Source organism: Pedobacter cryoconitis (assembly GCF_003259615.1).
GTDB lineage: Bacteria > Bacteroidota > Bacteroidia > Sphingobacteriales > Sphingobacteriaceae > Pedobacter > Pedobacter cryoconitis.
In genome coordinates this window covers 1-23,227 of sequence record NZ_QLLR01000047.1, presented here as the reverse complement: position 1 = coordinate 23,227, position 23,227 = coordinate 1, and the positions used below count along the sequence as shown (strand labels likewise).

Sequence of the window (23,227 nt, the reverse complement as noted above, 5' to 3'; positions counted from 1 at the left end):
CAGGAACTATCCTCCATACTTAGCCACTCAAAAGACAGGTTGGTCGCATTTAAGAAACTGGCGATATGGTACAACAGGATAGAAAAAGCGGGGTGCAAGTCATTTAATACAATCGCAAGGACTGTTCAGAACAACTACGAAACGATATTGAATTATTTTGATAACAGATCCACGAATGCTTCTGCAGAATCATTTAACGCAAAGATAAAAGCCTTTAGATCACAGTTTAGAGGGGTGAGAAATGTCAAGTTCTTTCTTTTTAGGCTATCTAAAATATATGCATAGTCACTCCCCAACTTTTTTGCTTGATCCTCATTAACTATCTTTGCAGTCAATGGAAATCAAATCTTATATCGATGAAGGTAACCTGGAACAATATTGTTTCGAGTTAGACAATGCGGAGCTTGGAAACGAGATCAAAGCGTTGCGTCTGGCTCATCCTGAAATCGGACATGAACTTAATGAGATCGAACTCGCTATCGAAAAATTCGCTAAAAGCCAGGCTATAGCGCCCAGACCGCAACTTAAAGACAGGATAATGGGTGCCCTGAACCTTGCTGAAGATAAGATAGATCTGAATGATCTGCCGCCAACCAGTAAATATTCGAATTATGAAAGTTGGCTGAAAGCGGTCGGGCACCTGATCCCGGCTGAGCCTTTTGAAGATTTTTTTGCGCATGTATTACAGCAAAATGAACAGATCGCACAAACCCTGGTGATTACTAAATTGAACGTACCAGAGGAAGTTCATGCGGTTGTAGCTGAAAGTTTCTTTATTCTGAAAGGCACCTGTACTTGTACCGTCGGTGAAGAAACCTTTACGCTGAATGCTGGAGATTATTTAGCTATTCCACTGCATACTAACCACGATATAAGGATAGATTCACCTTATGTAATCGCAATATTGCAGCATCAGTTCGCCTGATCCGTAAAAAAATAGAATGGAATATTATTTCACCGTTATAAAAGACTATCTGTTTCACCAGGCCAATTTACACCAAGTGGATCCGTGGCTGTTTGGCAGCTTGTATTTGCTGAGTAAAGTGTTGTTTCTCCTGTTTCTGGGCTGGGCTATTAAAAAGCTAAGAGCAAAGAAATCCATTTTACTGCCTTTGCTCTTTGCCGCTTTAGGTTATAGCCTGCCTTATCTCTATCTGATCATTGCCGGAAAAAACATTCCGCTATGGATATACCTGGTAATTACCCTGATCTATGCGTTTAGCGGGTGGTCCATTCGTCTAAAGTTAAGGTCAGCCCGTTTGCAACCTGAAACTGGCGATATTCCGGTAACTACAACTGAGCAAAGCAATAGCTAAAGCTTTGCCAGTCTTTATTTTTCCGGATTTTCTGTAGTCTGCTGAAATAGCCGGGTTGTTTCTGTGATCAGTGCCTGCATTAATTCCGATGCCTTTTTATGTTTTAAAGTCACCGTATTCTGACCTGACCAGAAGTTAATCAGATCCGTTTTACCCTGAGCAATTGCTGCTGCTTTTAATGACCCCATCAAACGGGTTTGCAGCGGGAACGGAAGAACTTCAGTCTCCTGTTTAACTTCTTCTGAAATCCGGTTGCGGATCATTCTTCCCATTCTTCCCGTTAGTGATTTAGAAAGTACAGTATAGTTGGATTCCTCAGAAAATAACTTAGCTCTGTGAACTGGAGTCGCATTTGATTCGTCTGTGGCCAGGAATGCTGTACCTAACTGAACGGCATCAGCACCTAAGGTTAAAGCAGCAGCAATACCTTTCGCATCAGCAATACCGCCCGCTGCAATAACAGGAGTTTTTATGCTGGCTTTTAACTGTTGAATAAGCGCAAAGGTTCCCGTTAATGAATCCTGTGCGGGGCGCAGAAATGAAGGACGATGTCCTCCTGCCTCAAATCCGGCAGCAACTATAGCGTCAACTTTTGCTTCTTCCAGTGCTAAAGCTTCATCCAGCGTAGTGGCTGCGCCTACGGTTTTAATACCTATTCTACGGCATTCATCCAGTATTTCTTTGGATGGAATACCAAATATGAAACTAAATACCGCTGGCCTGATCTCAAAGATTGCTTCTACCTGATTCAAAAATCTGGAGGGTATGTTTGTATCGAGATCGGGAAGCGGAATACTGAGTTCATCGAAATAAGGCTTGAATAACTGCTTTGCATTTTCGATCTTTTCTGCAGAATAATCAATTAAAGACACGTCAACATCCGACACCCACAGATTAATATTATAGGGCTTATCTGTTTTGGTTTTTATAATTTGAGCTGCTGCCAGTATTTGATCGGGTTCAAGGGTATAAGCGCCAAAGCTTCCCAGACCGCCTGCATTGGATACTGCGGCTAAAAGTTCCGGTGTAGAGAAACCGCCGCCTATAGGGCCTGAAAGTATAGGGTAATCAATGCCAAATAATTCGCTGATTTGAGTTCTGTGCCACATCGTTTAAATGTTTACATGGGTTAGTAATTGAATGCAAAGATCGGCACATGTACTTTAGCAATCGTTATGGAATTGATAATTTCTATCGCTTCCATGAAAACTATATTCCTATCTTAGGGATTCCTAAATAATTTCTGTAAAAATCAACGTTTAATATGAAAAGATACATTTTATTACTCCTTTTATTCATTTCCTTTTCAGGATATGCTCAGAATACGATTAATAATTATAAGTATGTGCTGGTACCTGAGAAATTCAGTTTTCTCAAAGAGCAGGATCAGTACAGGTTAAATACACTGGCTAAATTTCTGCTGACCGAAAAAGGTTTTGATGCCTATTATGATAATTTTGAATTACCAACAGCCATTGCCAATAACAAGTGTGATGCTCTGCATGTTGAAGTATTAGAGAAAAAAGGCATGTTCACCACTAATCTTACTCTTTTATTAAAAGATTGTAAGGGTAATGTTATTTTTAAAAGCAAGGAAGGCAAGAGCAGAGAGAAAGAATATAAGACTTCTTATAACCTTGCCCTGAGGGATGCGTTTACGTCGTTAGATGAAGTTAAATATGTCTATAACGGAACGGTAAATGCACAAGACCAGCAGGTAGCCCAGGCTACAACAACAGTTACTGCTCCTGCAGCAACTGCAACTGTTCCTGTAACTGCAACAGTTCCTGTTACTGCAGTGATGGTTGCTCCGGCAAAGCCTGTAGCAGTAGAAACAAATCAGCCTGCCGGAACATTATATGCACAGCCAACAGGAAACGGGTATCAATTGATAGACACTACGCCGAAAAAAGTATTAACATTACTCAGAACTTCTGTGCAGGACTATTTTATTGCTGACAATGGAACTGCCAGTGGTATAGCATTCAAAAAGAATGGAGAGTGGTTTTTCGAATACTATAAAGAAGGTAAACTGATGGCTGAAAAATTGCTGATCAAGTTTTAGCTGAACATAAATATTACCTTATTTAAAGGCCTTTCCTAATTGGGAAAGGCCTTTTTTGCTTTTATACTTTCCCCATCCATCCGCGGATGTGTACTTTACCTTTTTTACGTGATCCGCTTCTATAGCATAGGGGTCTTGGGAAATCCTGCGTTTAGGAATCAAATCATCAAAATGATTCACTTTAAAAGAACCTGTTTATTATTTGAGGAGAGCTTTACTCAGCTTTAAACGGCTTGCCTGAATAATTTGAAGAAGAAGAATTAAGGAAATTGAAATGCTGTTGGATGCTTTGATATGTCGTTTCAGTTGCGCTAATTTCCGTCTCAGTTACTTTGTTCTTCAGAAAATTTCAGGCAGGCTTAAATTTGGGTCTTAAAGAAAGTAAAATTAATTAATTTGAGCATGAAAAAATTATTGTTAGCAGCAGGGCTCTTAGTCTCTGTACAATTAGTAAAAGCGCAGGATATTCAGTTAATTCCGAAAGCTGGTTTAAGTTTTTCCAGACAGTCAATTAGTAATGTGGAGGGAGAAAAATCAAAAGCTGGCTTTACAGCAGGACTGGGTGTTAATGTGAATATTAAAAACACAGCATTTTCAATTCAGCCGGAATTAAACTATGTAAGTGCAGGTACTAAAATCAAAAATGATAACAACAAGTATAACCTGAATTACCTGGAACTTCCGGTTTTGGTGAAGTACTCTTTTGGTCCGGTGTACATTAATGCAGGACCATCTATCGGGCTGGCTGTTGGCGGCATGAATAAAATGGAATCCTTTTATCAGGCAAAAGTTCAGCGGTTAAACTTCGGCATCCAGATGGGTGGTGGCCTGGCTATCCCTGTTGGTAAAGGTGCTGTGTTGCTTGATGCCAGGTATGCCCTTGGTTTAACTGACGTAAGTAAAGGCCCGGCGACGGCTAAAAACCGTGGCTTTGTCGCAACAATAGGTTACGCAATACCATTAAAATAGTTTTGCGATTCATACAAACTGCCCGTGATTTGGGTAATGGGCGGTTTGTAATTTGAATTATTGTGTTATCCCAGTCAATTATAGCCTATAGGCTTTATGAAGTTTCTTATTTCAATACTCTTTCTTTTTTTCTTCTTTAGGGCGGAGGCCCAAACAGTACAAGTGAAGGGTCTGATCACAGACAAATCAACAGGGCAGCCATTGCCCGGAGTAACTATAAGTTTTGAAAATTCGACGAGTAAAGCCTCGAGTGATGCGAAAGGATTTTACACTATCATTTCAAAAGAGAAAATCAAAGCTATTCATTTTTATGGTATAGGATACCGAAGGTTAAAACTGGAAATGCCTGCCGGACATAGCCATCATATGAATATTGAATTAGAACCTCAATCTCAGGATTTGTCTGAAGTAAGTATCTCCAGCGCCCATAAACCGAGATATAAAAATAAAGATAATCCGGCAGTTGAACTGATCAGAAGAGTGATCGAACATAAGAACTCCAATGCAGCGAATCTTCAAAACTACCTCTCTTACCAGGAATATGAAAAAATGAATATCTCATTAAGTATGACTACTGAGAAAGCAAAGACCTCGAAGTTGCTTAGAAAGTTATCATTTTTAAAGGATAATTCAGACTCTCTGACCCGGCCGGGGAAATTGCTGACCCCTATTTTTATGAAAGAAAAGATGAGCCATAATCTGGTTTATCAGCACCCTTTTAAACAGGAAACCTCTGTTCTGGCAGAGAATCAATCCCGTATAGATCAATTTATTGATGAAGACGGAATCAATGAATACCTGGACAAAATTTATCAGCGGGTTGACCTCTATCAAAATGATATTGGTATTGGCAATCAGAGTTTTATGAGTCCGATTGCAGAAATGGCCCCTCAGTTTTATAAGTATTTTATTATAGATACCTTAAAAGATGTGTCCCCGGTGCAGATCAAGCTGATGATAGCACCCCGTAATAAGGAAGATGTCCTTTTCCTGGGTTATCTGTATATCTCTCTCGATGGCAAGTATGCTGTACAAAAGGCTACACTTTCTGTCAATTCCAAAATAAATATTAACTGGGTAAAGGAGATGAATATAGAACTTCAATACCACCAGGATAAAACTGGTCATTACTATTTAGGGAAAAGTGTAATGGCAATGGATCTGGGGCTTTTTAAAGAGGGTGCAAGTATCTTTGGAGAACGGACTTTGTTCATCAATGATTTTGTGAGTAGCCCGGCAGCATTAAATATTCCGTTAAAAGCTAAACCTCTTCAGGATTCAGTAAAGCCTGTACCAATGGCGGCGTTGAGGCCAGAAAAGCTCACTCAGATTGAAGAAATGGCCTATAAAAATATAGATAGCCTGAAAAACTCAAAGCCATTTAAGCGGGCAATGGGGGTCGCCTCTTTCCTGCTTTCTGGTTATATAGGCCAGGGTAAAGTAGAAGTTGGCCCATTCAACTCTTTTTATAGTTTTAATCCTGTGGAAGGCCTGAGGCTTAAAGTTGGCGGACGCACCACTGACTTATTCAGTAAACGAATCTTCTTTGATGGACATATTGCCTATGGCAGCCGTGATCAGAAATGGAAATATTCATTAGGGACTGTGCTTTCACTCTCTCCTGGTTCAATCTATGAATTTCCTGTAAAATCATTAACCTTAAGACATAGTTATGAAACTCAGATACCAGGGCAGGATCTCAACTTCCTTGAAGATGATAACTTCCTGTTATCATTTAAAAGAGGGGTAAATGATAAATGGCTGTACAACAGGAAATGGCTTTTGGAATATCTGCATGAAACAAAAAGTCATTTCTCGTTTAAAGTGGCTTATAAGAACCAGATTTTAGATCCAGCAGGAGGGCTTCGGTTTGTTGCATTAACCAATTCCGGGCACGTGGCAGTTCCTGATATTACGACTTCCGAATTTACAGCCGAAATAAGATGGGCACCCCATGAGCAGTTTTACCAGGGAAAGCGTTTCAGAAGACCAATCCGGAATGAATATCCCATTTTCACTTTGCGTGGATCTGTCGGAATTAAGGGATTTCTCCATGGAGACTATAATTATCAGAACCTGACCTTTAATGTATTTAAAAGAGCTTACTTCTCACAGTTTGGCTATTCAGATATTATACTGGAAGCAGGACAGGTGTTTGGGAAAGTTCCATTTCCGTTGCTGACTATACATCGTGCGAATCAAAGTTATGCTTACGAACTACCTTCTTATAACCTGATGAACTTTATGGAATTTATGAGTGACAGATATGCGAGTATTAATCTGGAGCATAATTTCAACGGCTTTATCCTGAACAAAATACCATTGGTGAAGAGGCTTCAATTAAGAGAGATCCTGACTTTAAAAGTTTTAAGTGGTTCTCTTTCCAGTAAGAATGATCCGCGTGAGGGTTCGGGCTTGTATCAGTTCCCAAGGGACCGGCATGGCAATGAAGTATCTCCGGCATTGGGTTCCACTCCTTATGTGGAGGGAAGTGTGGGGCTGTCTAATATTTTCAAAATACTGAGAGTAGACCTGGTTAGAAGGTTTACTTATCTGGATCATCCAAGAATATCCAAATGGGGGATAAGGGCTAAGATTAAAGTCGATTTTTAGCGCGCAGACTCAGCCAATAAAAAAGCCGGTATATTTAATATACTGGCTTTTTTATGTGTTATTAAATCAGGATAAACCTGTTCGGTTAAGCAAAGTTAAACCAAGAACTTTCTGACTTATAATCTTCTATTACCTGTGAACTGTTATCGAAATTAAAAGCACAGATTAAGGTGCGTACTTCCTGTTTAACATTCATAATACAATTATCGATCAGATCTTTTCTGAAACCTTTAAGTTCCAGATCCAATACATAACCTAAAGAAACAATTCTTCCGATTACTTTCCCCAGATCAAATAATTTTCGCTGTGAAAGTGCGCTATTAAGGGTAAAACTAAGTTCATTTTTGAAATAATGACAAGCTTCGGCAGTTTGTTTAAGTGTAGCCAGGAAGTCAAATAAATTCGATTCCTTCTGTTTCTTCATCTGGCGGACAATGATTTCAGAGATTTGTGCATACAGCATTTCATTAGAGCCCTCGAAAATCTGGAAAGGTCTGCTGTCCATAATCCCACGGCCACCAACATGTGAAGTCTGGTATCCTTTAGCACCTGAAACCTGTGTTAGAATCTGTGCAGACTCTTGCATCAGGTCAGTAACTACAGCCTTCATACTATTTGCCTCCAGGCCTTCTGTAGCCAGGTTATGTTCAATACCGCTGATCTTACTGCTTCTTACGCACATTGCTGAACAGATGGTATAAGCGGATTGAATTTTTGAAAGCTGAAACTGGATCTGATCCATAGCTAACAAGTTTGTTGCCCCAACCATCCTGTTTTTACATTGAAGAAGTGCTTCATCCAGCATTCTTTTGATAAAGCCCATTCCCATGCCTGGAAATTGCATCCTGCTGCGGTGCAGAATGTCCAGCATCATTTTAATGCCTGTAGATTCAGGATTTAATTTAAACGTTTTAGGTACTTCTATGTTTAAAATATTGCGGCCGTAAGGGATCATATGAAGCCCTATCGTATCGAAATATTCTTCTACCACTACATGTTGTCTCTCTTTTGTATTGTCACATAAAAAGAAATCAATATCGCGGCTAAGACCTCCATCAGCAAGCTCTGCTCTGGAAGCGATCAGCCAGTAGTCGGCCAGGCCGGTAAGCCCCTGCCAGTGTTTAGTCCCTTTAATACTATAACCATCTGTCAATTCGCTATTCCGCGTTTTCATATTGAGTGCATCACTTCCGTAATCAGGTTCAGTGATCATCAGTCCTCCCATATTCTGTTCGTAAAGAAAACGATCAAAAACTTCTTTTTTAACAGACTCATCTGCATATTTGGCAAGAGGTTCAAGGAAAAGGGCAATGTTAATTCCAAAGGTAAGCGAGAGTGGTAAAGATTCGTAAGATGCTGCTGCCAGCACGCTCAGACATTCTTTTACATCAGCTCCCCGGCCTCCGTATTCTTCCGGAATAGCCGCAGCCAAAGGTTGCTCAGCAAGGATTTCCTTCATTACTAAAGGAGGAAGTTTCGCTGCTAAATTAAATTGATTAATATTTTCTTTTCCCCTGAATAAAAGCTTTAATTTCTCTTCGAAATCCTTAATGTATTCTGAAAACTCTGTCTTTAATTCTATCATCATTAGGGTCGTAAATTACTGTAATATTTTAATATTATATCTCATTGCAAGATACATCACAAATATACCAAAGTAATTTAGAATAGTTCCAGATAATGTATTATTCCCCAAATAACCTTTAATTTATGGCTAAATAAGTGGCTAATACTCTAATACATCATCAATAAGGAATGATTTAGCATTAGGAACAACCTTAATATCCCGATTATATTTTGTTTGATTTGCGGTATCTTCAATGACTGCATTAAAAACAAAACTATCAGGAGTTTTGTTTTTCAGCTCACAATGTATCACTTTGATCAGGCCATAATCTTGCTCAGGAACTAAAAATCCGTATCCAATTCCTGCTAATTTTGTATTATACTTTTCTTTCCACTTCCCAATAAATTCATCTTCAGTCAGGCCATCATCTAACTCCACATTGATTGCGTCAATTTTATAAGCGCTGTACTGAGTTGTATAAATACTTTTTACTTCTTTTTCGGTTTCTTCATTTGAATTTTCGATTTCGCCATTCGCTTTGTTCAAGGAGCTCTCTATATTTAAAATCAGCCACTCTCTGGCTTTGGCAGCTTCAGGAGAAGCTTCGGTTCCGGTAGCAGAAATCTTTTGATGAATAGAATTCTTTGTATCTGCTGAATCTATGACTTTTTTACTGTCATCATGTTTACCCCTACAGGAAAACAGTACTATTGCGGATGATAAGAGAATGATAAATTGCTTCATATTTTCAATTGTCTTTTAATTAGATCAGACATCTGCCGGATACCAGATGTTCATTAGGTTATCAACAATCAGGCCTTTAGTTTTTCAGTTCTTTCCAACCAGATACGTTTATAACCCTCTTTATATTCTTCAGATAAAAAAGAATAATTAATAAGCTCAAAAACCATCTTTGTCTTTGAGGTGTATTTTTTTAATATCCGTTGAAATACAACAGATGAAATCCCGAGCACATTTGCCAATTGTTCGAAATCCCTGCTTTTAATATTTTTTTTTCTCCCATTCAAAAGTAAAGCCATTTCTTCACGGTCTGATGGATTAATTAAACTGCCGTTGATCAGATCGTATGCAGGAGATAGATTAATCGCATTTTCTCCGTGAAGAACCGAAAAGTTCTTCATGTGCATATCGTTGTTACCACTAAGGAATGATTGGTTGTACGCCAGTAATTGAAATCCGCTGGTTTACGGTTTCTTTAGCCAGCTGGTTTAAAAGCTCAGTATTCAGCAGAAGTTCTGGAACAGAATCTACACCAAAGAAGCGTTTACTGCACTTATTGTGATAAATCTGACCATCAGGAACTGGTTGATAACAAAAGTAACAATTAGCCATTTTCTTCCTCCTCTTCTGGATATACCGTAACAGCACCTATAGTGTCTCTGCAAAGATTAATAAGTAATTCAAAGCGGTCATTTTTTTTGAAATTCCACTGTTCTCTGGCAATATGGAGTAACCATCCCTCAGGGATCAGGCCATCAAAAAAGGGAAAAAGAATCCGGCTCAGATAAGGGTAAGGCGATAAAGGTAAGGTTAGACTTATAGGCATAGGCTTTTCCATATTCAGGTAATCCTGGTCGTAAGTAAAACGATAACCACCGTCATATTGTTCCAATATACCAGCTACTAATTCTCTATAATATACCTTTGCTTTTTGCATTATTCAGTGGTGTAATTGTCCGTAATCCCCACTTGCTTGCCAAATAATTCAAGTACTTGATTGACTTTATCTAAACGCAACGTGATTTTTCCGGATTCTAATTCACGAATAAAACGTAAGCCTACACCTGCTTTAAATGCCAGATCTTCTTGGGAAAGCTTTAAGCTTTTTCTTTTTTCTTTAATAAATGATGCAATTGGACTCATTATTCTATACCATAAATGTATATTAATATGTACTATTTTACATAAATATATGAAAATGCTTAATAGTATACCCTATCGGGTACAATAATAGTGAAGTTGGCATGTATTATACCCTATCGGGTACGTTATGTTAAACCTCATTTGCTTAATTGAGTTTCATATCTTTACTCTGCAATCCAGACAAGTCCGGCAAAATGATTAAATCAGACAAAAACTATGAAAAAACTTGGGATGAAGGAAATACTAACCTTTAATCATCCACTATTAAATAACGGTCCACGACTTCAGGAATGTGTGTTATATGAAATCAAATTAATTGTCCCGTAATATTTAGACATTTGTAGTAGTTTACCAATCGGTTATGGAATCTGAACAAGAAAACCATCTTCCTTTAAAATCACTACTATGAAAATTGCTTTACGCCTTACACTCTGCTTTGCCATTCTATTATTCTTTCCAGTAAGAACCTTTTCACAGCAACTGCTGAAAGCAAGTGATAAAGACTTTGCAAAAGTTGATTCTCTGGCTAATCAACAAAAGCCTATAGAAGCACTGGCGCTCATTAACAATATAAATAAACAAGCCAGAGCACATGGCAATACCACCTTGCTGATTAAATCGGCAATGTACCGCATCATGTTTCACGGCTACCTGGAAGAAGATGGGTTTATTAAGGTGCTGACCGATCTGAAAGAAGATGTACGTGTAGCCAGACAACCGGAAAAAAGTGTGCTGCAATCTTTGCTCGCAGAAACTTACTGGAATTTTTATCAGCGAAACAGATATAAGTTTTTTCAACGTACAACCGTACAAAATAACAGCAATGATGACGTTAACACCTGGTCTATTCAGCAAATAACAAAGGAGACAGTAAAGAATCTTCTTTGGTCCCTTTCAGAAAAGCAACAGCTGCAAAATACAAAAGTGGGTCTTTTAAATAACCTGTTACTTGGAGATACTTCTACCAGGTACCTGCGGCCAACCTTGTACGATTTACTGGCGCACCGGGCATTGGATATTTTGATGAATTCAGAAATAGAGCTGACAAAATCCGGCGATGACGGTGTAGACTTCAGTGACCCACGATTATCAGGAGATTATAAAACCTTCGTTTCCCTGAAAATGAAGACAAATGATAGTACTTCGTTCTCCGCCGCCAAGATAAATATACTTCAGAGCCTGCTTCAATATCATGCTGAAAACCATAATGAAGCAGCATTGGCTGATGCAGACCTCCAAAGGCTGAAATTTATATATGATAAAAGTACAGCTGTAAATAAAGAAGCAGACTATCTCAAAGCAATTGATTTATTAGCCTCACAGTCATCCGGCACAGAAATCTATACAGACATTCTATACCAACAAGCACTATTTTATAGTAAAGAGCTGTCCGATAAAAAGAAACCGGATTTAATCAAAGCAGTGGCAATAGCTCAAAAAGCAATTAAGGCATTCCCTAAAAGTAATGGAGCTAAGAATGCTGAAAGCCTGATTAAAGAGATCCGGAGTAAAACACTAGGTCTTCAACTGAAAGAATTCAGTCAGCCAGGCAAGCCATCACAGCTCTTCTTTACCTATAAAAATATAAACACTATACAATTGGAACTTTATAAAGTACCAGCAGCCTGTAATGACTATTACTATACTTTTAATGATAAAGAAAAATATAGCGATTTTATGAAAAGCCATAAGCCGGTAAAAGTATGGTCTGAAGTTTTACCCGAATTTAATGATTACCAGGAACACACCAGGATTGGAAAGATGGACGCACTACCGACCGGTAATTATATTTTGATTGTACGAAATACAAAAGATATTAACCAGATCGGCAATGTTACACAGCAAAGTAACTTTAGAGTCACCTCAATGGCTGTCACACAAAGGCATGTGAATGATCAAAAAGAATATTTTGTTGCCAGCAGCCTTACTGGAATACCATTAAAAGGGGTGGTGATTCAGGAGCTTTTGTCCGATTTCAAAGAAAACCAAAACATGAATGAGAAAAGTCCTGTGTTTAAGACTAATGCAGCAGGATATGCGGTTTTAGCCTCCCAGGAAACCCTGAATGTAAGGCGCGCGATGCTCGTTTATGGTACCGACACACTTTATATGCCAGTAAATAGTTATGGAAATAATATAGAAGGAGATCGGAAACAGGTCATTCTGTTTACCGACAGAGCTATTTATCGCCCGGGACAAACCGTATATTACAAAGGGCTCCTGATGGAATACAAAAATTACAAGAATAGTATTGTAACTGGTCTGAATTTATTTTTGACTTTCAAGGATGCCAATTATAAAGATATAGAAACTGTAACTGTAAAAACTAACGATTACGGAACCTTTCAGGGGTCATTCACTATTCCTACCGGTAAACTCAATGGAATGATGCAGCTCACAACAATGTATGGCAGCATTGGAATCCAGGTAGAAGAATATAAAAGACCTGCTTTTGAAATCGTGTTTGACCCGTCAAATCAACAGTATAAATTAAATGATAGTGTGAAAGTACAAGGAAAGGCATTGTCTTTTTCTGGCTATTCGGTTACCGGCGCTAAAGTGAGTTATAAAGTATTCAGAACAAGGATTCCAAATTATAGCTATGGCCGCTCTTATCAGCGGGAATCGCTCACGCAAATTGCTATAGGGACAACAGAAACTAAAGAAGGAGGGCGTTTTGAAGTTAAATTTCTTGCCGCCGCAGAGCCGATGACCAATGAGAATTATACCTTTAAAGTTACTGCTGACATTACAGATTTGAACGGAGAAACACGGACGGCCACAAAAAGTATTAATGCTGGCCAAAAAGACCTGGTACTGAATGCAGACCTTCCTAAAGAATTATTCTTGAAATCTGAAGCGGACGTGTTGCCTGTTGGTATACAAAACTTAAACGGCGAACCCATTACCGCAAAATTAAATGCAGAATGGACAGCACTTCAATATCCGGGGAGATTGGCTAACAGCAATAAATTTTCTGTTATAGCTGAAAATTATACATTGAGCAAAGAAGAATTTGTTAAAGCCTTTCCGACAGAAGACTATAAAGGAGATACAGACCCTGTAAACTGGCTGCCCTTTAAAAACAGCTTTAACCAGCATATAACAGTAAACAATGGAAAAGGTGAACTGAAGCTCACAGCAAAAAATTTGTCTCCTGGGTATTATAAAGTTAAACTGACGGCTGAAAACAAAGATAATGACACAGTTTCAATAACTAAAATTGTCCGCATTTATAACACTGAAGTCACTACCATACAAAGTATCAATGAATGGCTGGTAGCAGAAAAAACTACTATAACACCTTCAGAGAGTGCTATCTTCAGAATTGCCGGGATTCTGCCAGATGCAAAAGCCTATTATGAAGTATATTACAAAGATAGTATAGCTGAAAAAGTGTGGGTTAAAATATCTCCCGAACAGACCATTGTTAAAATTAAGCCCGGGCAAGGTTTTGAAGATGCTTTTGCAGTTCAGTTTACCATGGTTCAAAACGGGGTAGTTTACAACGCTTTAAAACATATTAATATAGTTGATGTTTCCAAAGAACTGGACATCAACTTTCTAACCTTCCGGAATAAACTTCAGCCTGGAGAAAAAGAAACCTGGAAATTAAAAATCAGCAATAAAAAAGGAGAACAGCAGATGGCAGAAATGGTGGCAACTTTATATGATGCCTCATTAGATGAATTGAAAAAGATGGACTGGCAAAATATCAATGCCCCATCTTATCATTATACAGCCTATGAATGGAAATTTGAGGGCAACAAATTAAATAATACAAGTCAGCTTGGTTTTGTAAGGTACTACTCAAATTATTATCAGCCTCATTACCGCAATTACGAACAGCTCAGCATAACCGGATCTAATATGGAGATAGGATCTTCATATCCCTACCAGGATTATATTCAGAAGCTGGCTATAGCAGCAAGAAAAGTAAACACAGAAATTGCCGTTAAAAAATTGGCAGCATTACAAAAAGGTGCACTGGTATATGGTGTAATTACTGATCGTCAGGGGTATGCAATACCAGGGGCAAGTATAGTATCAGGCAAATTCAGAATCACTGCTGATGCTTACGGTATATATAGTATAAAGGCAAAATCAGGTGATCAATTCAGCGTTAGTGCTATCGGTTTTGTCTCTTCTAAAATAAATTTAAACCAGCTCAGACGTGTAGATATTGTATTGGAGAATGATGGGAGAAATTTAAATGAAATTGTAGTTTCCGCAAGGCCGATGCAAAAAAAGAATGCAATGTCAAGTACAACAATTATGTTAAGAGGAGCGTCAACCGTACAATATAATAGCGTTGCTGCTCCGCAGGTAACCATGGAAGATAGCAAAGTTTATGACTTCATTTCTATTGACACTTATGATGCGAAAAATGATCTTTATATTGTTAATGGAAGACCAGTAAGAGGGACTTCGAAGGTTGTCCCAAGAGTTAATTTCAATGAAACAGCTTTCTTTTATCCACAGCTGAAAACTAACGAAACTGGTGAAATTAATATAGAGTTTACTATTCCTCAATCCTTAACCCGCTATAAAATGATGGGTTTTGCGCATACCAAAGACTTGAAAACTGCTACAGTTGTCAAGGAGTTAATTACGCAAAAACAATTGGCTATTTCAGTTAATGCACCACGGTTCTTTCGGGAAGGCGATACCATTTTACTGAGTGCGAAGCTGAATAATCTGTCAGGTAAGCTGCTGAAAGGAGAAGCCTCTTTAGAACTCAGGGATGCTTTAACCGGTAAGCTTATCCAGATTCTTTCACCACAAGGAAAACTGCTGCAGAAGTTTGATGTGGCCGATAAAGGCAATGAAGTCTTAAAATGGCCGTTAATCATTCCATCGGCCATCAGTGCAATTACCTATAAAGTTGTTGCACAATCCGGGGAATACAGTGACGGAGAAGAAATGACCGTTCCGGTTTTACCAAATTCAATGCTGGTTACCGAAACTATGCCACTGAATGTACGCGGAAATACGACAAAGACATTTACGCTTGATAAACTATTACAATCAGGAACATCGAAAACACTAAAAAATCAGGCATTAACATTTGAATTTACAGCAAATCCAATCTGGTATGCTATACAATCTCTGCCTTATTTAATGGAATACCCATACGAATGCGCAGAACAAACCTTTAGCCGGTTTTATGCGAATAGTTTTGCGACAGGCATTATTAATAGTTCTCCTAAAATAAAACAGGTATTTAACCAATGGCAGCAAACCAACAGCGGAGAGGCCTTACTCTCTAACTTAGAAAAGAATCCTGAACTGAAGTCGATTCTGTTAGAAGAAACGCCATGGGTGGGGGCGGCTGCTTCGGATGCAGAACAGAAAAAAAGACTGGCCGTTTTATTTGACCTGAACCGGATGAGTTATGAATTGAAAAATAACTTTGAGAAGCTGGCGAAGATGCAAAAGCCTAATGGTTCTTTTGCCTGGTTTACCGGAATGAGTGACGACCGCTATATTACCCAGCATATTGTATTAGGGATGGGACAACTTCAACATCTTAAGCTGATCGATGAGAAAACAGCTCCGGGTTCCGGGCAGCTCTTAAATAAAGCGATTATTTATCTGGACAATCAATTGCAGGATGATTTTAAAAAAGAAGTCTCCGGAAAAGGGGTTGCTTATCTGCCATTACATTATTTATACGGACGTAGTTATACCGCTCAGCAAAACAATGACCCAGGCTTCAGGAAGGCTGTCGCTTATTACCTGAAAAAAGTAGCAGATAACTGGAAAACAATGGAACCTTATCAGCAGGCTCAGGCGGCCTTGGTTTTGAACAGGAGCGGGAACAAAACAGAAGCAGTAAAAATCATTAACCTGTTAAAAGAAAGCGCACAGCAAAGTGATGAAATGGGAATGTATTGGGCCAGCAACCGCAATGGATGGTGGTGGTATCAAAATCCAATAGAAACACAAGCACTGTTGATTGAAGCCTTTGATGAAATTGCTGCGGATACAAAAGCTGTGGAAGAAATGAAGATATGGCTTTTGAAAAATAAGCAGACTAACGATTGGAAAACTACCAAAGCTACAGCAGCAGCCTGTTACGCTTTACTGCTGAAAGGTTATAATTTGCTGGCAGAATCGGCTAAGCCGGAGATTTTAATCGGTAATCAAACATTTGGTGCGCTTGGTATTGCCGAAGCTCCAAAAGAAGCAGGCACAGGTTATCAGAAAGTAAGTATAGCCGGGCCGCAGGTCAAACCGGAAATGGCAACCATTAAAATCAAAAACAACAATAAAACAATGGCCTGGGGAGGAGTTTACTGGCAGTACTTTGAGCAGCTGGATAAAATCACTTCTTCAGCAACAGGGGTTAAAATTAAGAAGCAATTGTTTATACAAAAACAGACCGCTAAAGGAGATGTTCTTACGCCACTTACCCCTTCAAATATGCTGATGACAGGCGATTTGTTAAAAGTGAGGATAGAGATTTACGCTGACCGCGATATGGAGTATGTCCATCTGAAAGATATGAGGGCCGCAGGATTTGAACCCGTCAACGTGATTTCCAGTTACAAATATCAGGATGGCCTGGGCTATTATGAAAGTACAAAAGATGCTTCCACAAATTTCTTTATCAGTTATTTACGTAAAGGCGTATATGTGTTTGAATATGCGTTAAGAGTGACCCATACGGGGAATTTCTCCAATGGAATTACCACTTTACAATGTATGTATGCCCCGGAATTTACAACCCATTCACCAGGCGTGAGAGTAACCGTAAAACAGTAAAAAACCTGGCTTTAAATCGATATTTATAGTTATTTTTAGGAGCCTGTTTGAATTTCAAACAGGCTCCATGATTTTATAAGCTCAATTTAATTGAAGAACAAAAATTATATTGTACTACTGTACGTAACTATAGGCTGTGTCTGGGTGGTGTTAAGCGATCAGTTGATTGCTTTTTTGGTAGCTGGTATGCCAGTGAAGGACCGTGCGCTAGTTAATAGTCTGAAAGGCTTTTTCTTTATCGCATTCAGTGCAGTCTTGCTGCATTACCTTGTCAACCTTTATAATAGAGGAAAGAAGCGTGAATTAGCTTATTTGAAGCTTGCACTGGAAAACAGCAGGAAAGATCAGCAGCAATGGTATTATGCGCAGAAAATGGCTAAGATTGCTACCTGGGAATACTTGCTGCAAACAGATCAGGTCATCTGGTCTGATAACCTGTATTCGTTATTTGGCTTAAAACCTGATGCGGCCATTACCACTGTTTCATTCTTTCTGGAACAAATACATCCTGATGATTTAGCTGGATTTCTTGCCGCACATGAAAAAACAATAATTACCGGTGAAATGGACCATGTACACCGCTTAAAAATTGACGGCGAATGGCATCACGTACGTGAAGCAGGAAAAGTAATTTATCAGGATGGAAAGCCCTATAAAATCAGTGGTGTGCTTAAAGATATTACAGACACCTTTAACCGTGAATTGTTATTAAATAATGCTTTAGAAAGGCATGAATTAGTCAATAAAGCTACCCATGATGCCATATGGGACTGGGATCTGACAACTAGCCAGGTAACCTGGAATTCAGGTTTAAAACAGCTGTTTGGTTATGACCATAAACAAGGTGTTTTCAAGCCGGACTGGTGGATAGGAAAAATGCACCCATCAGATAGCAAAAGAGTGCTCGACAGCCTGAATTCTTTCGTTAAACAAGCTAAAAAACGCTGGGAAGCTTCTTATCGACTGCTTTGTGCTGATGGAAGTTATAAATATGTTTTTGATCAGGCCTATTTGGTGACAGATGAAGATGGAGCACCACGCCGGATTATCGGAGCCGTTAAAGATGTGGATGAACTAAGACGTAAAGATGAAGAAAACAAGCAACTTGCAGATGTGGTTAGTAAAGTTAAAAGCGGCGTAGTCATTAAAGATATAGCAGGAAAGATCAGTTGGGTCAATCCTTCATTTGAACAGCTGACAGGTTACCCATTAAACGAACTGAAAGGGAAGACCCCCGGAGAAATGTTATATGGCCCTGAAACCAGCATGGTGACCAGTAATGCGATTACAGCCTCACTCCGGGCGAATGACTTTTTTAATATTGAAATTATAAACTATTCAAAAAAAGGAGATCCTTATTGGGTAGAAGTAAATAGCACTTCAATTGTTGATTCAGATGGTCAGCATTCAGGATATATCGATATTGTCACTGAGATCACTGAACGAAAAAAGCGTGAAGTAGAAATTAGTGAGCAGAACCATACTTTAAAAGAGATAGCCTGGATCAATTCTCATGAGATCAGAAAGCCTGTTGCTTCTATATTAGGACTGTCAGCACTCGCAAACATGGCATCAAACACAGAAGAGAAAGAAGAATATTATAAAAGGATCAATAACTGTGTGAAGGAAATGGATGAAATTATTCATCAAACATCAGCAAAGGTCAATGAGCTGATGGGGAAAGATCACGGCTTTTGAGCAAATTCTAAAGCAGCCCTGTCCCAGTTTCCGGTAATTGCTGCCGCTTCATAAGTTGACTGCAGAAATTCCATCAGGAATCCTTCCGGATCAGCAGCATTTTTAACTTCCTCATAATGAAGGATAAATTCGCCTAAATCCGGACTATAAAAAGCTTTTTCAGGTTTTACAGGCTGATCTTTAAATGTTTCCGGAGCCGGATAACAATAAGCATAGAAAATCGGATATGGGAAGTTATCATTGCCCGCCCAGAAACCACAACTGCTTACTTCATGGGAATAGGCCTCTTGCATTACATCCAGGGGCATATTGGGTACTCCTCCGGCATGTTTAGGTGCCTTTCTGCCAGAAAAACGGGTTACAGCCAGATCGAACCCTCCCCAGAAGAAATGAACAGGGCTGCATTTTCCACTGAACTTTGCTCTGAACCTGCTGAAAACAGCCTCCATTTTGATCAGTGCCTGCCAGAATGCAGTGATTTGATTTTCATCATAATGACAATGGATGGTATCTTCCTGAAATGGGATCGCATCCTCTATCTCATTTGGCTTAGCATATATTTCTGCGTCAATTTCCAGAAGTCCGAGCTTTTCAAAAAGCTCGTGATAGAAACTGGATACAGTATGTGGCGATAAATTGAATTGCTGTTGTCCGTTTGCGCTGGATGTGATGATCAGCTGATGGGAAAGAAAGTCAAAGTCTATCTGGAAAAGGCCATTTTGATAGGGAATGCTTCCGGTAGTCAAACCTTTTCCGGATACATATAAAGTTACATGCCAGGAATGATTGAGCCAGGGTGATTTGACCAGTCTGATCTTACCAACAATCTGAGTCCATAATTGTACTGTTGCTATGGTCTGTTTCAGATTTTCATATTTTAATTCCGGCCAGCTCGTCTTAGTCATATCTTATGGATTTGATTTATTTAAAGATACGAAACTCATTCTGAATGTTATAAATCAATTGTTTAAGTGCGGACAATATGCGTCGGATTGTATCCGAATTGTTTTTTGAAAGCGAAAGAAAAGTGAGAAAGATTTTCAAAACCTGCCTCAAAGTAAACAGCAGAAGGTTTTTGTTTGCCCTCAGCTATTTGATAATGCGCAAGCTCCAGTCGCTTTTTTGTCAGCCATTTTTGAGGAGTAGTGCTGAACACTTTTTTAAAATCCTTTTTGAAAGTTGTCAGGCTTCTTCCCGTTAAATATCCAAACTTCTCTGCAGACATATTGAACATGTAATTTTTCTCCATAAAATCTTCGAGATCAATTTTTCCAGGTTCTTCAAAATGACCAAGAATACGATCAATGCCCGGATCAATAGTCCGTAAAATAGCGATTGCTTCCTGTACTTTTCCCGCCGCTATTGCAGCAGGCAGTTCATCAGCTAAATTGAAGTAAGGCAATAAGGAACTAAATAAACTGTCCAATAAAGGGTGCGGATCAAATAATTTGATTTTAGGAATATCCTGGCTGTTATGGTCAATCTTTTGGGAAGTATAATATTTGCGTAGAAAGTCCAGTGTGAAATAAACAGAGACGGCCCGGTATGGCTGGCCGTCTGCCGGATATTTGGTCACCCTGGCCAATTGATTCCGGGGAATTAAAAATGTGTCACCACTACGAAAAATATAAGAATGACCGGCCTGAATGATCTTCATTTCACCAGATATTACGCTGACGAGTGCATGCTGATTAATGCTCATCCTTTTGCTGAAGTATTTTTGCTCTATACAGTTGAAAAACACATCCCCCTTCGCACTTAAACTCTCCTTGTCCATACCCTAAAAATAAAGAAATCTATTGAATAGTAACGCCTGTAAGCTGTTCGCTCAAATCCCAGAGTTGTGAAGCAGCTTCAGCATCAACAGCATGCGGCATTACCCCAAAATTTCCTTTCGCATCTGCTCCGGTTATTGGGTCCATCGGAACCAGGTTTGTCAATACCGAAGCAATATCATTGTTCTCACAATATACACCTCCTAAACCATCAAGTTGTGGACTGGTTGCACACCAAACACTCGTTGAAGCGCCTTGTTCTATAGTTTTAAGCTGTCTTAACGGATCAAAGATTGGATTTCCCTTTTCATCAATAACTCCCGCTTTTAACAGCTCTTCTTTAGCAGCATAACGGCTGAGGTTCGTATTGACAATCGTGCCCGGATGAACAGAAAAAGCACGGATTCCATTGGCTTGTCCGCGTTTATCCAATTCCAATGCGAAAAGAACATTAGCTGTTTTTGATTGTCCATAAGCAGTATAGGGAGTATATTCCCGGTTTTCAAAGTTGACATCTTCCAGTATTACCGGAGAATAACGATGTCCGCGGGAAGAAACCGAAACTACTCTTGCACCAACTGCCTTACGCAGTGCCGGCCAAAGACGTAACGTGAGTTGGAAATGGCCTAAATGATTGGTGGAAAATTGTGATTCATAACCTCTGGAATCCCGCATAAGCGGAGTTGCCATAATGCCAGCACTATTGACCAGGATATGAAGTGCGCGACCAGAGGCCAGAAACTTATGCGCAAAGGCATCAACTGAAGCTGGTTTCATCAGTTCCATTTCTTCAATCTCAATATGATCGATCCCGGTTAGTGCCTGCGCAGCTCTGTCATGATCACGTGCAGGAACGATAACCCTGGCACCAGCGGCGCTCAAAATCCGGACAGTTTCCAAACCAATTCCAGAATACCCGCCAGTTACAATGGCTGTTTTTCCAGTGAGATCTATACCTTTAATTACTTCCTGCGCAGTGGTAGCTGCACTAAAACCGGAATGAATAGGGTTTTGAGCAGTAGATGGTTTATTATTTGGTTCCATGTCTTCCTAATATTTAATTGGTAAAGCAAAGATAGCCAGGTGAAAAATACAACGTTTTGTTTAAAAGGCGCAATTCACTTTGTTCAAAAGACGGTTAGTAATTTAATCAGTCATCAAGCGTTATCCCGTTATAATCTTATCTGAAATGGAAAACCAAATTTTATCTGAATTAGCTGAAAAGACACAGGGGCTGTTTTATTTTAGTGAATCTGAAGCCCCGCTGACTATTGTAAACCTGGGGCAGGTTCCAAAAGATCAATTAAATGCAAAGCTTGTGCAGCTTAACAGCGAAAGTCCGGGTACTTTGACAACAATCGATCAGGATGCTTTCTTTGGGAAAATAGTAACCACTGCCGATCCCGGTGATCAGGTAATGGTGGCAAATGCTCAGAAATTTACAGTGCTTTATACTTACCTGAAAGATAATTTTTCTGCTATACAGGTAACCCGTATAGAAGCAGGAGTGAATATACCCATTCTCATTACAGCTTATTTACCAGATGGTACTTGTATCCTGTTGGCTACTTATGCGATTGAAACTTAGCGGAGAATTCATTTATAATTAAAAAGGCCCGCAGAAATATTTCTGCAGGCCTTTTATATGAATACCAAACCTAGATATTTGGAAACATTGACTGAGCTCTTTGACCAATCAGAGGAATTTCTCTTTTAGTTCCCTGGATAGCACCGATCAAACCAATAATCCATAAGATGAATATCACAAGAGATAAAATACTGAAAATTGTAAATATAAATCCCGAAGGAGCTATGCTAAGAATGATACGTTGTACAATTTGTAAGATAAAAGCTACAATATAAAGTAATAGCGTTTGTCTTAAATGAAAGCTGCCCAGTTCAGTTCTTTTGTCCTTGTGCATACCGAAATAAGCGATAAGCCAGCCAATGATGGTGATGTAACTGACAATAGCTACCGATTTTCCATCTTCTGTTTTTGTTACGTTGAAGTTATTTTCCATATGTTGTTTTTGTTAATTTAGCTTGTTTAGAGTGATTTATCTCAGCATTTTCTATCCTGCAGGAGAGTTGCACAGTTGTATAAAATAGTTGAATATCGTTGCTGTGATTAAGGCGGCAGGAAGAAAATTTGTCTTTAGAAACAGAAATTCTTTCTTAGCAAACCGCCGTTCAATAATACATTTTCGATAATTCTTAAATAATATAAACACCCTAATGGACTTGCTATATTTGAGTAGACACGGAGTTAAGGGATTTACATACCTTAACAGAAATTATGTCACGAGAGAGAAAAGCATACCCGAAGGAGTTCAAACTGATGAGTGTTGAACTGAGTTACACCCGCCCAGATCTAACGACCCTTGCGAAGGAATTGGATATCAACGTCACGTTATTATATAGATGGCGGAAGGAATTTTCAAGTAAGCAAGGCAGTAGTTTCCCTGGTAATGGGAATGTTATCCTCAGCGCAGCCGAGCAAGAAGTGGCTAATTTGAAAAAAGAACTGCGTGAAACGCAAATGGAGCGTGATATCCTAAAAAAGGCTATCAGC

Annotated in this window: 21 protein-coding genes; 10 read left to right on the top strand and 11 right to left on the bottom strand. The window is 39.1% G+C overall.

The window, feature by feature from the left end; translation table 11 throughout:
• The 3 genes from LY11_RS25445 to LY11_RS25435 form a co-directional block, all read left to right on the top strand.
• The coding region (locus LY11_RS25445; RefSeq protein WP_146610929.1) for a transposase at positions 1–285 on the top strand (285 nt) is incomplete at its 5' end.
• A gap of 49 nt (positions 286–334) precedes the next feature.
• Entirely contained in the window at positions 335–925 is a 591-nt protein-coding gene (locus LY11_RS25440) for a cupin domain-containing protein (protein WP_111636405.1), read from the top strand.
• A gap of 16 nt (positions 926–941) precedes the next feature.
• Positions 942–1,316 (top strand): hypothetical protein, encoded by a 375-nt coding sequence (locus LY11_RS25435; RefSeq protein WP_111636404.1) that lies wholly within the window; start codon positions 942–944, stop codon positions 1,314–1,316.
• A 14-nt stretch (positions 1,317–1,330) separates the two neighbouring features.
• Here the strand turns inward: LY11_RS25435 and LY11_RS25430 are convergent, their stop codons facing one another.
• Complete coding sequence (locus LY11_RS25430) at positions 1,331–2,425, bottom strand: NAD(P)H-dependent flavin oxidoreductase (RefSeq protein WP_111636403.1); 1,095 nt, start codon at positions 2,423–2,425, stop codon at positions 1,331–1,333.
• A 155-nt stretch (positions 2,426–2,580) separates the two neighbouring features.
• On the opposite strand from LY11_RS25430, the gene LY11_RS25425 reads away from it, so the two are divergent.
• The 3 genes from LY11_RS25425 (at position 2,581) to LY11_RS25415 (ending at position 6,963) form a co-directional block, all read left to right on the top strand.
• The gene (locus LY11_RS25425; protein WP_111636402.1) at positions 2,581–3,381 is read left to right on the top strand and encodes a hypothetical protein; all 801 of its coding nucleotides are present in this window, start codon (positions 2,581–2,583) and stop codon (positions 3,379–3,381) included.
• A 402-nt stretch (positions 3,382–3,783) separates the two neighbouring features.
• Positions 3,784–4,350, top strand: coding sequence for a porin family protein (locus LY11_RS25420; protein ID WP_111636401.1), 567 nt, complete (start codon positions 3,784–3,786; stop codon positions 4,348–4,350).
• Positions 4,351–4,446: 96 nt separating this feature from the next.
• Positions 4,447–6,963 carry a DUF5686 family protein gene (locus tag LY11_RS25415; protein WP_111636400.1) on the top strand — a complete coding sequence of 839 codons (2,517 nt, stop codon included), beginning with the start codon at positions 4,447–4,449 and terminating at the stop codon, positions 6,961–6,963.
• A gap of 85 nt (positions 6,964–7,048) precedes the next feature.
• Here the strand turns inward: LY11_RS25415 and LY11_RS25410 are convergent, their stop codons facing one another.
• The 6 genes from LY11_RS25410 to LY11_RS25390 all read right to left on the bottom strand — a co-directional run bounded on the left by LY11_RS25410 (position 7,049) and on the right by LY11_RS25390 (position 10,414).
• Positions 7,049–8,551 (bottom strand): acyl-CoA dehydrogenase, encoded by a 1,503-nt coding sequence (locus LY11_RS25410; RefSeq protein ID WP_317048016.1) that lies wholly within the window; start codon positions 8,549–8,551, stop codon positions 7,049–7,051.
• A gap of 138 nt (positions 8,552–8,689) precedes the next feature.
• On the bottom strand, positions 8,690–9,274 hold the full coding sequence (locus LY11_RS25405; protein WP_111636398.1) for a hypothetical protein: 585 nt from the start codon (positions 9,272–9,274) through the stop codon (positions 8,690–8,692).
• 68 nt (positions 9,275–9,342) lie between these two features.
• Complete coding sequence (locus tag LY11_RS27150) at positions 9,343–9,672, bottom strand: HipA domain-containing protein (RefSeq protein WP_245952891.1); 330 nt, start codon at positions 9,670–9,672, stop codon at positions 9,343–9,345.
• 19 nt (positions 9,673–9,691) lie between these two features.
• Complete coding sequence (locus LY11_RS27145) at positions 9,692–9,883, bottom strand: hypothetical protein (RefSeq protein WP_245952890.1); 192 nt, start codon at positions 9,881–9,883, stop codon at positions 9,692–9,694.
• On the bottom strand, positions 9,876–10,208 hold the full coding sequence (locus LY11_RS25395) for a HipA N-terminal domain-containing protein (protein WP_245952889.1): 333 nt from the start codon (positions 10,206–10,208) through the stop codon (positions 9,876–9,878). Before LY11_RS25395 ends, LY11_RS27145 begins: the two co-directional genes overlap by 8 nt.
• Entirely contained in the window at positions 10,208–10,414 is a 207-nt protein-coding gene (locus LY11_RS25390) for a helix-turn-helix transcriptional regulator (protein WP_111636396.1), read from the bottom strand. Before LY11_RS25390 ends, LY11_RS25395 begins: the two co-directional genes overlap by 1 nt.
• A 405-nt stretch (positions 10,415–10,819) precedes the next feature.
• Between LY11_RS25390 and LY11_RS25385 the strand changes: the two genes are divergently transcribed.
• Both LY11_RS25385 and LY11_RS25380 read left to right on the top strand, forming a co-directional pair.
• Positions 10,820–17,182, top strand: a complete 6,363-nt coding sequence (locus LY11_RS25385) for an alpha-2-macroglobulin family protein (RefSeq protein ID WP_111636395.1) — start codon at positions 10,820–10,822, stop codon at positions 17,180–17,182.
• 90 nt (positions 17,183–17,272) lie between these two features.
• A complete protein-coding gene (locus tag LY11_RS25380; protein ID WP_111636394.1) occupies positions 17,273–18,880 on the top strand; it encodes a PAS domain-containing protein in 1,608 nt (535 codons plus the stop codon).
• Here LY11_RS25380 and LY11_RS25375 read toward each other — a convergent pair.
• The 3 genes from LY11_RS25375 to LY11_RS25365 all read right to left on the bottom strand — a co-directional run bounded on the left by LY11_RS25375 (position 18,868) and on the right by LY11_RS25365 (position 21,699).
• A complete protein-coding gene (locus LY11_RS25375; protein ID WP_111636393.1) occupies positions 18,868–19,785 on the bottom strand; it encodes a DUF5996 family protein in 918 nt (305 codons plus the stop codon). The two genes, LY11_RS25380 and LY11_RS25375, sit on opposite strands and share 13 nt — an antisense overlap.
• A gap of 62 nt (positions 19,786–19,847) precedes the next feature.
• A complete protein-coding gene (locus tag LY11_RS25370; RefSeq protein ID WP_111636392.1) occupies positions 19,848–20,657 on the bottom strand; it encodes a helix-turn-helix domain-containing protein in 810 nt (269 codons plus the stop codon).
• A gap of 19 nt (positions 20,658–20,676) precedes the next feature.
• Complete coding sequence (locus tag LY11_RS25365; RefSeq protein ID WP_111636391.1) at positions 20,677–21,699, bottom strand: oxidoreductase; 1,023 nt, start codon at positions 21,697–21,699, stop codon at positions 20,677–20,679.
• Positions 21,700–21,844: 145 nt separating this feature from the next.
• Here LY11_RS25365 and LY11_RS25360 point away from each other — a divergent pair, with 145 nt between their 5' ends.
• Complete coding sequence (locus tag LY11_RS25360; protein WP_111636390.1) at positions 21,845–22,243, top strand: nuclease A inhibitor family protein; 399 nt, start codon at positions 21,845–21,847, stop codon at positions 22,241–22,243.
• A 70-nt stretch (positions 22,244–22,313) separates the two neighbouring features.
• On the opposite strand, the gene LY11_RS25355 is transcribed toward LY11_RS25360, so the two are convergent.
• The gene (locus tag LY11_RS25355) at positions 22,314–22,676 is read right to left on the bottom strand and encodes a hypothetical protein (RefSeq protein WP_111636389.1); all 363 of its coding nucleotides are present in this window, start codon (positions 22,674–22,676) and stop codon (positions 22,314–22,316) included.
• A gap of 275 nt (positions 22,677–22,951) precedes the next feature.
• Here LY11_RS25355 and LY11_RS25350 point away from each other — a divergent pair.
• A partial coding sequence (locus tag LY11_RS25350; RefSeq protein WP_146610927.1) for a transposase occupies positions 22,952–23,227 on the top strand: 276 nt, incomplete at its 3' end.